Origin of the sequence: Cytobacillus stercorigallinarum (assembly GCF_014836495.1) — a bacterium.
Taxonomy (GTDB): domain Bacteria; phylum Bacillota; class Bacilli; order Bacillales; family Cytobacillaceae; genus Cytobacillus; species Cytobacillus stercorigallinarum.
This window is the reverse complement of record NZ_JACSQT010000012.1, coordinates 1-13,332: the sequence shown is the minus strand read 5'-3', so window position 1 is coordinate 13,332 and position 13,332 is coordinate 1. Positions and strand designations below refer to the sequence as shown.

Here is a 13,332-nt window from a genome sequence, read left to right as displayed (position 1 = left end):
GGGATTATCCTCACATTGCTTATTTGATGTAATATTCTTTGAAAAAAAGCTCGTTATGATTAACTCTTGAATCATTGGGTCGGAACTCTTTTGCTTTACAGTGATGGAAATAGGATTGCTTTTCATCACCATTTTGCCAATAACAATAACATAATTGAATATGTGGGTACCAGGTAGTATAAGATTCATCTTTAAAATTAAAATGAGTCGGCTCTTCGAGAGTAGTTGCTAATTGATACCAAAAAATAGCCTTATTAAAGTCGTTTTTTTCTTTATAGATATCACCAATTTTACAAGCGACTTCAGGTCTAGGTGTATCAAACTTCATCGTTAAAATGAGTGCCTCAAGCTCACTTTCTTCTATATTTAAATGTTTATAACATTCAGCTATAGATAAGCATGCCCTAATTTCATCCTCGACCCATCCCTTTTTACTCTGTAAAAATTGTGCATAATAGGCAATTGCGTTTTCGAATCTAGCATGGTCTTTTAATTCATTTGCAAAATAAAACAAATCCCTTGGTGAAAACTCCTCACCCTTTTCTAACCTTTTCTCGTATATTTTAATATTGCGATCATTTTGTTCATGATGAGTTTGTTTACTAGTTTTATTATGCTTAATGGCTATATCTGACTCAATAATATGGCCTCCGACTTCCAAGTATTCATGGACAGGTCCATGCCACTTGAAATGTCGGTCCTTTTTAACTAAACGATGTCTACGAGAACTAAAAGTTGGTTTATTTTCTTCATCAAAGGCTAAATGGTAGAGCATAGCGACAGCATCTACGTCAGAAGATAACGATCCTTTTAAGTCTTTCATTTTTTGTCGGTCATCTGGTAAAAGTATATCGTCCGCATCTAACCAGAGAATATAATCTTTTGTGGCTTGCTCAAAAGCATAATTCCTTGCAGCGGCAAAATCATCTATCCATTCAAAGTGAAAAATATGTTCAGTAAATTCTTTAGCGATCTTCTCTGTTTTATCTGTTGACCCCGTGTCTACAATAATAATTTCATCACATAAATCTGACACACTTTCTAAGCATTGAGCAAGTACTTCCTCTTCATTTCTTACAATCATACAAAGACTAATTGTGATCATTCCGTTTCACCACCAAATAAAGAATCCTTATACTATATGAATGGCGAAAGAAATGGGTTCAGACTTCATTGGTTATTCATTGAAAGTCTTAAAAATAATAAATATAGAAAGAAAACCCCTAGATATCCTCCTGTTATTAAAAATAAAGGATTAAGAAAGACGACATGGACGGTTGTCATAAATACTACATTTTCTCTAATGATTTCATAAACTGTTGTTGCTGTTATACTTTCAAAAACGATGAGGCAAATGGTAGCAATAGAAACTAGTACAATATGTGTGTGTACCCAATATTTATTCGCGAAAACCATTAAAAGGGGAATAATTATAATCATCAAAACAATGAAAAATACCATAAAAAATCCTCCCAAGAAGAGTGATAGGGTTAGTTTTTGTTATTTTTCAGGGAAAGATACATATATTTTCCGAAAAATATAAAAACGATTAAAGGAACTTAACTAGATTTGTCGAATGATAGGTGAAAAGGAGTTGAGAGTAATGAAACAAGTGAAACAACAACAGTGGATTTGCTCTAAGTGTGAGAAAGTAATAGAAGATAAGAATGAATATATCGATAATAAAGGCGTTTGTGACCCATGTTATTCTCGTAAACTGAAGATAAGGCGTGGTTTTAAGGTTTAAAAAAATAGTGAATCCCATATTTGTAATAATCAAATATGGGACATCGCTTATTTTGATTTGTGCCCGACTTTTTTAGTTAAACAAGTCATACAAATGGTCTTGCTTTTTATGATTTGTATTTCATGATAATAAACAAGTTCCTGACATTTATTGCAAAGTACAAATTCACTCATGAAATCTACACATCCTTTCTTTAAAGGTATATGTAAGAGGAGAGGTAATCATGATTACTTGTACGAAACAAATAGACTTACTCATTTAAATGAAGTGCAATCTCTTGAAGTTCTTCTTTAATTTGGCCAATAAGTGATAAAACAGCCCCAATTGCCTGTATCCAACTACCGTAAAACCCAAATTCTTCACCGGTATCATTTTCTTTGTCTCTTAATGCATCTATTCCTCCTTTTGCTTGCATACTATTGCCAATTCCTTGAAGGAAGCCACCAACGATATTTAAAGATCTGCCGGAGGGAGTTAAATCAAAAAACTCATCACATAATGCAACGAAACTTCCTAAAGCTTGGAACCAATTACCGGCGATGATTATTCTTTGATTCAAATCTTTATTCGGATCAAAAAGGATGCCAGTGATAACAAGAGAATTGCCAACAGCTTGGACTTCATCACCAATAAGTTCAAGCGAATAGGTCCCTTGTCCATCAGCGGAGAGTGCTTCGCCTGTAGCTTGAAGAATATTCCCTTGCAAACGCAAATCAATTTTAAGTTGTTGATTGATAGGGAGTTGAGGAGTACTTCCTAAAGCTGCTTCAATCGTGCCGATAGTTGACAGTACGGATCCAAAAATCTCCTTTAGATGACTATTCAGACTAATCCCCTCCCATACTCGCTTCATTATATGTAAGTGGGTAAGGAAGTGGGTTTGTACTTAAAGAGATAAAAATGGAAGGTGCATTATTTCCTGGTACATCCTCCGAATAAAGCCATCATAAAGTTAACTTTAAGTAAATCCCTTCTAAAACTTGTTTTTTTTTGAAAGAAGAGGGAATATAAAATATAAGTACATAATAGTTAAAGGAGAACGATAAATGATGAAGAAATTTTCACTTTTATTATCGATAATGACGATTTTTTGTTTGACTGCATGTGGCGACGGTGACGGTGATGGCGATTCTAACAGCAAAAACATAGATAAGCCTAATCTAGCTGAAGCAGAAATTGAAGTGAGTCTTCAAAATGCTGTAGATATTTTTCTGCGAGAATTCGAAGTGGATGATATCACAAAAGTTGAATTAGATAGTGATATGGATCAATGGAAATATGATGTGGCTGGAATTACTAATGATAAAGAATATGAACTGGTGATTGATGCCCATACAGGTGATATTTTAAATAAAAGTGAAGAGGGGATTGAAAAAGGAGAAAAAGATCAAGGTATTTCATTAAATGAGGTGATCTCACCATCAGAAGCGATTAAAATTGTTCAAGCAGAAACGAGTAATGAAATCGGTGGTTGGACATTAGAAGTAGAAAATAGAACAGAGCAGTATGAAATAGAAGTCAGAGATGGAAGTGAAGAGATCGATTATATTATTCATGCGATAAGTGGTGAGTTAGAAGGCAGAGATTAAATATAGTAAAGTCCAATGATTAACTTAATCATTGGACTTTTTTTACCTTTATTAAAGACTAGGTTGCACGACGGGTGTTTTCTTATATTTTTTCTGGATGACATATGTCTGGATAATAAGGAATACTCCACTCACTGACCAATATAAAGGCAATGCAGCTGGTGCAGATAGGGAAATGAACAAGATCATTGCCGGTGAAAGGTATCCCATAATTTTCATTGGTCCTTGTTGTTGATCCTTTGGTAATTGCATAAGGGAAACTCTGAATTGTAAATAATAAATGACCCCGGCGATAATAGCCATTGGAATATTGGCATGTCCTAGGCTAAACCATAAAAAGCCATGGGTAGCGATTTCAGGAGATGTTTTAATAGCATAATAAATAGCCATCAAGATCGGCATTTGTATCAGCAAGGGCAAACATCCCATATTCATTGGGTTGACCCCATGTTTCGCATATAAGCCAATAAGCTCTTGTTGTAATTTTTGCTTCTTAGCCTCATCTTTTGTTTTGTTAATTTTCTCTTGAATAGCCTTCATTTCAGGTTGTAACGCGTCCATTTTGACCTTCATCGATTGAGAACTTTTTACTTGTTTAACGGTTAAAGGTAGTAAGATTAACCTTAATAATATAGTCACAAGCACAATACTCCAACCATAATTTCCGTGGAATATTCCTGCAAAATAATCGATAATAGAAATCAATGGCTGCACAAAATAATGTTGAAAAAATCCTGTGTCTGTACCACCGTTTGCTTGACAGCCTGCTAATAACAATGAACTTGTAATTACTAACCATAAAATTTTCTTCAAAATTAGTTCCTCCTCTAATGATTGTTTTAATTAATCATTAGAGAAAGAAAAGCTTCGTCGCTATCGTCTGGACTTTCTTTACGACGAACAGTAAGTAAACGGTTTTGCTTACATGCCCAATTAAGCACATTAGAAAGAACAGAGGCGTATTGGTTTATTAGGTCAGCGTCTGCTTCTTGCAGTCGATAAAAAAGCATACCTGTATTTCGTTGTAAGAAATATATCGTTAAGGCGGGGAGTAGAATTGTTAAGACAATACCAGCTAAAGTTAAGTCATGTATCGTTTGATAATCAAGTTCAAAAAGACTAGCAAATATCATCCCAAAGAGAATGGTATGATTGAATGATAAATGTCTCATTAGTCTGCTCCCCTCCTGTCAAATTCTTTTACATATTTTCATTTTAATCATAGCGGAATCTGAATGAAAAGTAAATGAAGCAAGACTTACATGCTATGGACATCCTTTTTGTGTAAATAGTACAAGCATCTTTTTTCTGGAACATCCATTCTAAAAAATAGTGTTACGTTATGGGGGGGATTAATGGGTAATTGTTTTCGTCTATTTTTTTTCCTCATCCTTCTCAAAGTCTTCGCATACATACTCTATTAATGAAAAAATAAGGGCTAAAATAATCGTAGCGAACAATCCGATTTGGATGGAATGCATGACATAATCTAAAAATGAAATAATCGCCCAGTTTGTCAAAAAAGAAAACACTAAAGACGTAACCTGTTGTTGCTTCTGGGTGTATTTCTCCGAATGCTTCATCAATAAAATGAGTGCTCCTATGAAAATATCAGATACGATTCCAATGAGAAAATAAAGCAAAATAAATGAAATGAGGGATGAGAAGGATTCAAATTTGACGTTAAGTAAATGAAAGATTCCTAGGGTACTAAAAAAATAAAGAGCAAGAACGAATGATAAGACCAACAGAACAAGGATGCTTATAGCAATAGTTGCCCCAATGATGTTCCTTTTCTTTGATGATGGTTTGTCTTTCATCTCTTATCCCTCCCAAACTTCCTTAAGGTATGTAAAATACTACATTATATTGAAGTGTTTGCCAACTTAGATTAAGTACTTCTGTAGTAATCTTGTAGAATACATTGGAGAGAGCGTATCGTGGTATTTCTCTAGGGGTGATTCGCTTATTGCCATTCATGAATAACTCAATTATAACTTTAAGGGACTATATGAAAGAATAGAGGGCTCCAATTGCTGATAAGTCTCATATACCAAAGGTTAAACAATATTGGGGTTCTGTTGTTACTAAGAAGCAAAGGAAACAAATGGAACAAACAATACAAAGTTGTTATCCAGTGGGCCTTTGCTTCTTTATTCAACACTACCTACTCTTTATTTTACTTTATGCACTAGCACGCCTTTTAATTGACATTCTATGGAGGTTAAAAGTCATTTTGAGCACGAAATAAGTGTAACAACTACTCACTTTTACTTCCAATGATTAACGTATTTATGCTTCGTGTCTTTTCTTTAGTTTTTTAATACTTTATTTGGACTATGAGAATATTTAATCTCCACGTTTATATCTTCGGCAGTAATATTCTCAAACATGCCTTGAAATTTGTGTTGTTTCCAAATTTTATTATGATGCCTAAAAAGGTAATCTTCAAAAAGGTATACATCTATCCCTTTTTCTCTCCCAGATTCTAATGATAAGAAGGCTTCTTCTCTGATTTGCTCTTCAACTTTATGTTTAAGAGCATCTTGATTTACTTCTGACGCTCCCTCCCTTAAAATAATTGTGGATTTTATGTTTAACTTTAATTTAGAATGAAAGTCGTTTTTCTCCAAAGTTATTTTAGTTTTAGGATCTCTAAGTTCGACTTCAACAGGGTCGCTTTCATTTTCCATATTAACTTGTATTAAACTTCGTTCTACCTTTGCCTGCTTATTAGCTTTGATATACCCACTTAACTGAGATGAGTTTAAAACACCTATGTAGTTCCCGCCTTTGATAAAGTATCCTCCATTTAAATAGGGGACTTGAAATTTCTTTTCATTTTTTTTAACGTTATTGTCAGTTACTTCAACTCGAGGTAGTAAGATCGTCTTTGTTGCTTCTCCTAATCCAATAAGATATTTTGTTGCATCTATAGCAGGGACTTCAGAGACTTGCCTTTGTGTATCAAGAGGTTGGTTAATAATACTGCTTGTATATGGATAATAAAAAGGCATTTTCAGTGTCAATATTTTTTCCAAATCCTCATTAGTGCCATAAATCCACCCGTGGACACGTATGTTGTAATTCGAAGATAGAGAATCAGTCGTTTCCTTTAGTCTATGCTTGATTATATTTTCTGAGAAAATAAAGCTATTTATATGATCATAATTAATGTTTAATTGCATAGTTTTATAAATATTAGTTAATGCTTTATTTATTGTATTGCCTCTTCCTATCCCCAACCATACTGGTTTATCTTGATTAATAGAACTGTTCTCAGTCTTAGCTACATTTGAAAAATCTAAAAATTGAACATATACCACATACTCCTCGTCAATAAAGTCAATACCAAAACCAACGGCGTATGCTTGATATTGAATTTCTACAGGCTTTTGACATCCACTTAACAAAAGAAACATAATCATAGTAATGAAGATCCTCTTAATTTTAACTCTCCCCTTTAAGGTAAACTATCTTAACTTAGAGTGATGTTAAATGGACCTAAGTATGCATAAATGATAAAGTCATTTACATATTTCAGGCTCTTTACCTGCTATGCTTTCGTATTTCAACATATTTGAATCAAGTGTTTCGAAGTAGATGTATATTTTAATTAATCAATTAATCTGTGAACAACGGGGTAAATGACTGATTATGTATAATGTTTTTTGAAAAAACAGCCCACTAATGAGGGCTGTGAACTTCAATATAATGGTTGTTGGTTATGGCAGGATGGAAACCCCGTAATATCTTGAATCATATGAAAATCATATTGCTTTAATGCGAATTGGGATTGATATAAATATTCAATCACTAATAATTTTCTTTGAGATGTACCACAAAGTTTCCCTGATGCCCCTTGACCATTGGTGAATGAGATACCAATTGGTTGACCAATTAAATAATTAATTTTATGTTGCCATGGCATGGTGAGATCACTCCTTCAAAGCATCTTATGATTTTGAAGGGATTGGGTGCATGTATGAGCTTTATTAAAGAATTATTAGTTATTTAATTGAGATTGCCGGCGAGGGTAAAGTTTTAAAAGCTTTTTTTTGGAAGGGCTTTTTAACATAAGTCACCATTTGCACGAATAAATAAGGCAATTACTTCAAATCGGAAATTAACATGCCGTACACAATACTATCTGTCCATTCATTTTTATTCCAAAAATCTTGTATGAAATGTGCTTCCTTTCTCATACCAATTCTTTCACATAATTTTTGTGAAGCTATATTTCGTGCATCTAGATTAGCTTGTATACGATGCACTTTAAATTCATCAAATAATTTATAGACCAAACTACTTACTGCTTCTGTTGCTAAACCTCTACCAGCAACTTCATTTGAAAAACTATAACCAATCTCAACAGTGTCTTTCATATCTGTATACCATACGGATAAATCACCAACTACTTTATTCTTGTATAGAACAGCTAAACTTAACATGGATTCTTTAGTGAGTGCACAGTTTCCTAGCTTTTTATCAAACCTTTTGTTCATATCTTCTTGAGTCCACTTATTATGTAATAAGAACTTACAGGTATCATCATTATTATAAATAGCAAATACATCCTGTAAATCATTACGTTTAAAAGGTCTGATTAGTAGTCTTTCTGTTGTGATTTTCAAGTTAGTTCTTCCCCCTTGCTTTTATTCTACAACCATTTCTTATAGTATTTGACCTCCTTTTATATGTTACCTTAAATACATATTTCACCATAGTAAATGAATATGCTCTTCAACTAAATTCTCCGTTTCTTTAAGTAAACCCCTTCATAAACTTCTTAAATAAGTACATTTATTCTAGGAATGCTTCCAAGATTTTTGTATAATGATACCCTTCTAAATGATCTTCTGAATAAAATAAACAAAATATTAATTCTTATTTTAAAAAAAGATAAAAAAAGAGTAGAAATCATTCTCCTACTCTCTTTTGTCTATTTAAGACTTTTATCCTTAAAGTATTCTCGGCTATCAACACGGATTTTTTTTGGTAAAACACGATCAAGTTCTTCATCTAACCAAGCAATCGTTTTGTTTCGTAAATACTCTCTCATTTGCTGTTCGGCTTCTAACATTACTAAATTTATTGTACAAGTGGAATTACCTGGTATACAAGATGAACAGTCTCTATCTTCTTTATCCTCTTTATCCTCTTTACCTACATACATAAGGTTATTACTTAAAATGTTTTTACACTGAAAAATTGGTTTAACACCTTCAACAGCTTCTATTACATCCCAAAAGGAAATCTCTTCAGGAGCCTTAGCTAATTTATAACCTCCATTCACTCCTGGAACAGAACTCACAATTTTAGCCTTTGATAATTTACCAAATGCTTTGGAAAGATATGTCTCTGAAAGCCCTTGAAATTCTGAAAGTTCTTTTATCCCAATAACTTCATCTGATGGTACATCAATTAAGTACACTAAACTATGCAACGCATATTCAACCATAACACTATATTTCATGTAATCACCTGCTTTATTTAAAACATCTTTAATTATCTTTTTATTGTATTTGTATCTTAACATAGTTTTTTTTGTTTGACACAAGTTACTAATAGCGTTATATTGATTAACGTCGACAATATTAATCGACGATTGATATAAGAGACAATTAGTTTACCCATTAAAGAAACTTTTATTCAGGAGGAATTATCTAATGAGCAAATTACTTATTATAAATGCCCATCCAGAAGTGGAATCTACTTCGTCTGTTAGTCTTAATGTTCTTAATCACTTTAAAAATCTATATAAGGAATTACAATCAGAAGATGAGGTCATTGAACAAATTGACTTATATAGCGACGAAGTACCTATGATAAATAAGATAGTTTTAAATGCATGGGCTAAGCTTGCTAAGAATCAAGAACTTACGAATGAAGAAAAAGAAGTAACAAACCGTATGAGCGCAGTGTTACAACAATTTAAGAGTGCGAATAAGTATGTAATCGTTCTCCCATTGCATAATTTTAATGTACCAACAAAATTAAAAGACTATATGGATAATATTTTAATTGCGAAGGAGACTTTTAAATATACAGAGAATGGTTCTATTGGCTTACTTAAAGATGGAAGAAGTATGCTGGTGATACAAGGAAGTGGTGGTATTTATACTAATAATGACTGGTATACTGAAGTCGAGTACTCACACAAATATTTGAAATCTATGTTCAATTTTATTGGAATTGAAGATTATCATATGGTTAGAGCGCAAGGGACAGCTTTACTAGCCAGAGAGGCAATTTTAGAAAATGCTTATATTGAAGTCGAAAAAATTGCTTCTGAATTTGCAAAGAAATAAATAAAAAAAGCAAAGAAGAGAAACTTTTAAATTTCTCTTCTTTGCTAATTGTGATATTGAATCTGACTATTTTATACTGTGCTTCAAGCATGTTTCTTGTTAAAGTTAGCCTTATTTTTATTAAAATGATGGATATGTAATCTTTCCTGTTTCTACTAATTCCTTCAAACCTAAGAACATATAATGCCAACCTTGTTCGGTCTCTTTCTTCCAATCTTCATGTGCTTTTTGAATATCTTCAGTAGTCCAATCTTTTTCATGGATTACGTTAATTTCTTGTGTAAAAGTCATTTCACAGCCTGATTCAAGCGATTCGATTTCCACTGTAATGTCGTCTTCTAAATCACTAAATTGTGGCATTTTGAATGTGAAAACAAGTTTCGCTGGTGGTTCCACCAATTTATATTCTCCAATAGCTCGATAATCTTTCCCATTTCGATGATCCACAACTTCCCATGTTCCACCTACACGAGGATTACTCTTTGCCACTTTATTTGTATGTTCCATAGTGAACAACCATTTTTTAATCGTGTCTGCTTTAGTCCACGCGTCAAATACTTTTTCTGCTGGAACATTAAATTTGCGTTTCATATTAAGGGTTGTTATTGATGTTTTCGCCATCTGAACCATCCTCTCAACGATTGATTATTCTGTTGATTCATTCTTACGTCTTTAGTACTTGAAACGTAGTTCTTATATAACGAAAGTGGTCTTTCAAAAAAACAGTATAACCAATATTGGATAATATTACAAATTTCAATCCTTAACTATTGAAGCTACTTGCAGTTATTAGTAGTTATTAATCGAATTAGTATTAGCTGTTATATTAAAAAAATCTAGCTGGTCAGAGCATGGATTGGAATTCAGAATGGAGTGCTTGGGTATGTACTTATACAAATAATGCCGATGCTGTTGAAGGTTTTGAAGGAGGTTGGTAGTGCAATTTAGAGATAAAAAAACTTAGAAAAAATGACTTTCGGCAACAATTCGGCTACATCTATATTTTTAGTGAGTGTGGTTGCTAAGAAAAAAATAAAAGAAGCCCTGATAAATCACGGCTTCTTGGTATGGAGAATAGGGGGCTCGAACCCCTGACCTCATCGCTGCCAGCGATGCGCTCTCCCAGCTGAGCTAATCCCCCGCTAAGTATATAGAAATTATAGCGAGAGAATGAATATTTTTCAATAGTCAAAAATAAAAAAATTAGTGCAAGCTTTCTATTTCCATCGACTTTACGCCAGGTACTTGAGAAATGGTATGATAAAAATCGGTTGTTTTTTTACGATAATCAACGGCGATGGTTAAATATACTTGAGGATAACCCTCTTCCGTATCTTTAATTCTCATCCTGCGAATAGCCGCTTGTTGTTCTTTAATGGAATGAATAATGGTCGTAATCTGTTCCTTCGTTTCAACTGCCATTTTCATCGTAATCTCTTTTTCTCGGAGTTGTCTTGGGCCGATAAGTCCTAATAAGTAGGGAACAACTTCAACTGAAATAATAAGTAATACGACACCTGCAACAGCCTCCATATAATATCCAGCTCCAACAGCGATGCCAATCCCGGCAGCTCCCCAAATTAAAGCAGCCGTTGTGAGACCAGAGATACTATCATTCCCTCTCCTCAATATGACCCCTGCGCCAAGAAAGCCAATACCTGATACAATTTGAGCTGCTAAACGTAAGGGGTCCATTGTAATATTAATATCGTCATTGCCTGGAAATATGTATGCTGATTCAATTGAAACAATAGTGAGTAGGCAGCTAACGATTGAAATGACTAGGCTTGTTTTTAAACCTACTGGTTTACGTTTTAGTTCTCTTTCTAGTCCTATAACAAGACCAAGCACAGCTGAAATCCCTAATTTTATTAGAACATCCATTTCTAATCCGTTCATGTTATCGCCTGCTTTATCATTTAATAAATTTTAAATAGATTACCTTTACTATAGGTTTAAGGTGTAAAATAGTCTATACCTAAATAACAATATATAGAAACAAGGTGATTGCATGGGGATGTGAAGATGAATCCGTTTTTGGTATTGGCTATAGGCGTTGTTTCAGTTTCAACTTCGGCCATTTTTGTAAAGTTGATTTCAGCTCCCCCTGGTATTATTGCTTTTTATCGTCTCCTTTTTTCTGTCGTGCTTATGATGCCAATCTTTCTTTTAAAATATGTTCATGAGGTTCGTCATATTACAACAAAGGATTGGCTGTTTTCGATGATTGCGGGTATTTTTTTAGCTTTCCATTTTATTTTATGGTTTGAGTCTCTTCAATACACATCCGTGGCTAGCTCAACTGTGTTAGTTGCCTTACAACCGATTTTTGCATTTATAGGAACTTATCTCTTTTTTAAAGAAAAAACTTCTTGGAAAGCGATTTTGTCAGCTATCACTGCGATAGGCGGTTGTATCATTATTAGCTGGGGTGATTTTCTACTAAGTGAAAGGGCGCTTTATGGTGATTTGTTAGCACTTATCGCCTGTGGGCTAGTAACAGGGTATTTAATGTTTGGGCAGACCGTCCGCCAAAGAGTATCCCTTATTACTTATACATTTATTGTGTACAGTATTAGTACATTGACACTTTTTATTTATGTCATGCTTAATGAACAACCTTTGTATCCTTATCAAGTAAATGACTGGATATTTTTAATTCTCTTAGCACTTATTCCAACATTATTAGGCCATACATTATTTAATTGGTCTGTAAAGTATGTAAGTACTTCTGTTATTTCAATGGCGACTTTGTTTGAACCTGTGGGTGCAGCCATTTTAGCTTATTTCGTACTACAAGAAAGAATAGTTTGGACACAAATCTTTGGTGGGTTATTTGTTATAGTAGGGTTATCTTTCTTTTTAATAGATGAAAGAATAATAAGAAAGAAACGATTATAGGCGTATTAGATAATGAAGTAAAAGGTGAGCCAACAATTAGCTCACCTTTTACTTCATTATATTTTTTATATAAATAAATAGGATAATCTACTAAAAATAAATGCTGCTGTAACGGTAAAGATGAAAGTTCCTCCATATACTTTACCTGGTGAATTAGCGATGCGAATACCTTCCACATAAGCGAATGAAAATAAAAAAAGGGCCATAATTACTGATACGTATAGTGCTACATCTTCCAGCTCTATTCACACCTTTCCTATATAATAGAATGAGTTTAGTAGATTATATGACCCATTCTCAACTTTATGACTTATATCTATGTTAAGTATGAAGAGACTGAAAGATTACTTTATATAAATAAGTTGGGAGCTTAAGAAGATAAGAATAAGGAAAAGTATCTTTATATATAAGTAAAGCAAAGATGATCAATAGTTTATTGTGGTTATCAATAATTGGAAACGCTTAACTATATATAGTTACCACAATTAATAAAAATATAAAAAACTTGATTAAAACTTTAAAAATTATATTGCAAACACTTTTCAATCGTGATATAGTTATTTTTGTTCCCGATAAAAGAAAAATTTACTAATCTAATCACTTAAATTTATTTTGAAAAAATGGTTGACGTGATTGAGATGGGATGTTATGATAATAAAGTCGCTTTTGAAGCGAACGAGATTGTTCTTTGAAAACTGAACGAACATAAAACGTCAAGCGTAATTCTAAAAAAGCTGATTTATCAGCAACAAAGCACCATAGGTGCAAACGAGCTAATCAAACA

Annotated in this window: 16 protein-coding genes and 1 tRNA gene; 4 read left to right on the top strand and 13 right to left on the bottom strand. The window is 33.2% G+C overall.

From position 1 onward, the window contains the following. Positions 1–19: 19 nt before the first annotated feature. Together H9655_RS18730 and H9655_RS18725 are read right to left on the bottom strand one after the other, a co-directional pair. The gene (locus H9655_RS18730) at positions 20–1,105 is read right to left on the bottom strand and encodes a tetratricopeptide repeat-containing glycosyltransferase family 2 protein (protein WP_191816778.1); all 1,086 of its coding nucleotides are present in this window, start codon (positions 1,103–1,105) and stop codon (positions 20–22) included. Between the two features lie 65 nt (positions 1,106–1,170). After that, the gene (locus H9655_RS18725; RefSeq protein ID WP_191816777.1) at positions 1,171–1,461 is read right to left on the bottom strand and encodes a transposase; all 291 of its coding nucleotides are present in this window, start codon (positions 1,459–1,461) and stop codon (positions 1,171–1,173) included. Between the two features lie 142 nt (positions 1,462–1,603). On the opposite strand from H9655_RS18725, the gene H9655_RS18720 reads away from it, so the two are divergent. Beyond that, positions 1,604–1,747 carry a hypothetical protein gene (locus H9655_RS18720; protein WP_191816776.1) on the top strand — a complete coding sequence of 48 codons (144 nt, stop codon included), beginning with the start codon at positions 1,604–1,606 and terminating at the stop codon, positions 1,745–1,747. 250 nt (positions 1,748–1,997) lie between these two features. Here H9655_RS18720 and H9655_RS18715 read toward each other — a convergent pair whose 3' ends face one another. After that, positions 1,998–2,573: a DUF6944 family repetitive protein gene (locus H9655_RS18715; RefSeq protein WP_191816845.1), complete on the bottom strand. Its 576-nt coding sequence runs from the start codon at positions 2,571–2,573 to the stop codon at positions 1,998–2,000. A 220-nt stretch (positions 2,574–2,793) separates the two neighbouring features. On the opposite strand from H9655_RS18715, the gene H9655_RS18710 reads away from it, so the two are divergent. After that, positions 2,794–3,336 carry a PepSY domain-containing protein gene (locus tag H9655_RS18710; protein WP_191816775.1) on the top strand — a complete coding sequence of 181 codons (543 nt, stop codon included), beginning with the start codon at positions 2,794–2,796 and terminating at the stop codon, positions 3,334–3,336. 51 nt (positions 3,337–3,387) lie between these two features. Here H9655_RS18710 and yidC read toward each other — a convergent pair whose 3' ends face one another. The 7 genes from yidC to H9655_RS18675 all read right to left on the bottom strand — a co-directional run bounded on the left by yidC (position 3,388) and on the right by H9655_RS18675 (position 8,812). Continuing rightward, complete coding sequence (gene yidC / locus H9655_RS18705) at positions 3,388–4,149, bottom strand: membrane protein insertase YidC (protein ID WP_191816774.1); 762 nt, start codon at positions 4,147–4,149, stop codon at positions 3,388–3,390. A 26-nt stretch (positions 4,150–4,175) separates the two neighbouring features. Next, positions 4,176–4,508 (bottom strand): hypothetical protein, encoded by a 333-nt coding sequence (locus H9655_RS18700; protein ID WP_191816773.1) that lies wholly within the window; start codon positions 4,506–4,508, stop codon positions 4,176–4,178. Positions 4,509–4,709: 201 nt separating this feature from the next. Further along, complete coding sequence (locus tag H9655_RS18695; protein ID WP_191816772.1) at positions 4,710–5,156, bottom strand: YrvL family regulatory protein; 447 nt, start codon at positions 5,154–5,156, stop codon at positions 4,710–4,712. A 492-nt stretch (positions 5,157–5,648) separates the two neighbouring features. Beyond that, positions 5,649–6,776 carry a Ger(x)C family spore germination protein gene (locus H9655_RS18690; RefSeq protein ID WP_318245522.1) on the bottom strand — a complete coding sequence of 376 codons (1,128 nt, stop codon included), beginning with the start codon at positions 6,774–6,776 and terminating at the stop codon, positions 5,649–5,651. A 266-nt stretch (positions 6,777–7,042) separates the two neighbouring features. Next, complete coding sequence (locus H9655_RS18685) at positions 7,043–7,267, bottom strand: hypothetical protein (protein WP_191816770.1); 225 nt, start codon at positions 7,265–7,267, stop codon at positions 7,043–7,045. A 178-nt stretch (positions 7,268–7,445) separates the two neighbouring features. Further along, the gene (locus tag H9655_RS18680) at positions 7,446–7,970 is read right to left on the bottom strand and encodes a GNAT family N-acetyltransferase (RefSeq protein WP_191816769.1); all 525 of its coding nucleotides are present in this window, start codon (positions 7,968–7,970) and stop codon (positions 7,446–7,448) included. Positions 7,971–8,278: 308 nt separating this feature from the next. Then, complete coding sequence (locus tag H9655_RS18675; protein WP_191816768.1) at positions 8,279–8,812, bottom strand: RrF2 family transcriptional regulator; 534 nt, start codon at positions 8,810–8,812, stop codon at positions 8,279–8,281. Between the two features lie 193 nt (positions 8,813–9,005). On the opposite strand from H9655_RS18675, the gene H9655_RS18670 reads away from it, so the two are divergent. Next, the gene (locus H9655_RS18670; protein ID WP_191816767.1) at positions 9,006–9,647 is read left to right on the top strand and encodes an FMN-dependent NADH-azoreductase; all 642 of its coding nucleotides are present in this window, start codon (positions 9,006–9,008) and stop codon (positions 9,645–9,647) included. Positions 9,648–9,767: 120 nt separating this feature from the next. On the opposite strand, the gene H9655_RS18665 is transcribed toward H9655_RS18670, so the two are convergent. The 3 genes from H9655_RS18665 to H9655_RS18655 form a co-directional block, all read right to left on the bottom strand. Continuing rightward, positions 9,768–10,268, bottom strand: coding sequence for an SRPBCC family protein (locus H9655_RS18665; RefSeq protein WP_191816766.1), 501 nt, complete (start codon positions 10,266–10,268; stop codon positions 9,768–9,770). Positions 10,269–10,715: 447 nt separating this feature from the next. Beyond that, positions 10,716–10,788, bottom strand: a tRNA-Ala gene (locus tag H9655_RS18660). 62 nt (positions 10,789–10,850) lie between these two features. Beyond that, positions 10,851–11,546 carry an MgtC/SapB family protein gene (locus tag H9655_RS18655; protein WP_191816765.1) on the bottom strand — a complete coding sequence of 232 codons (696 nt, stop codon included), beginning with the start codon at positions 11,544–11,546 and terminating at the stop codon, positions 10,851–10,853. Between the two features lie 126 nt (positions 11,547–11,672). On the opposite strand from H9655_RS18655, the gene H9655_RS18650 reads away from it, so the two are divergent. Further along, positions 11,673–12,548, top strand: coding sequence for a DMT family transporter (locus H9655_RS18650; RefSeq protein WP_191816764.1), 876 nt, complete (start codon positions 11,673–11,675; stop codon positions 12,546–12,548). Positions 12,549–13,332: the final 784 nt, after the last annotated feature.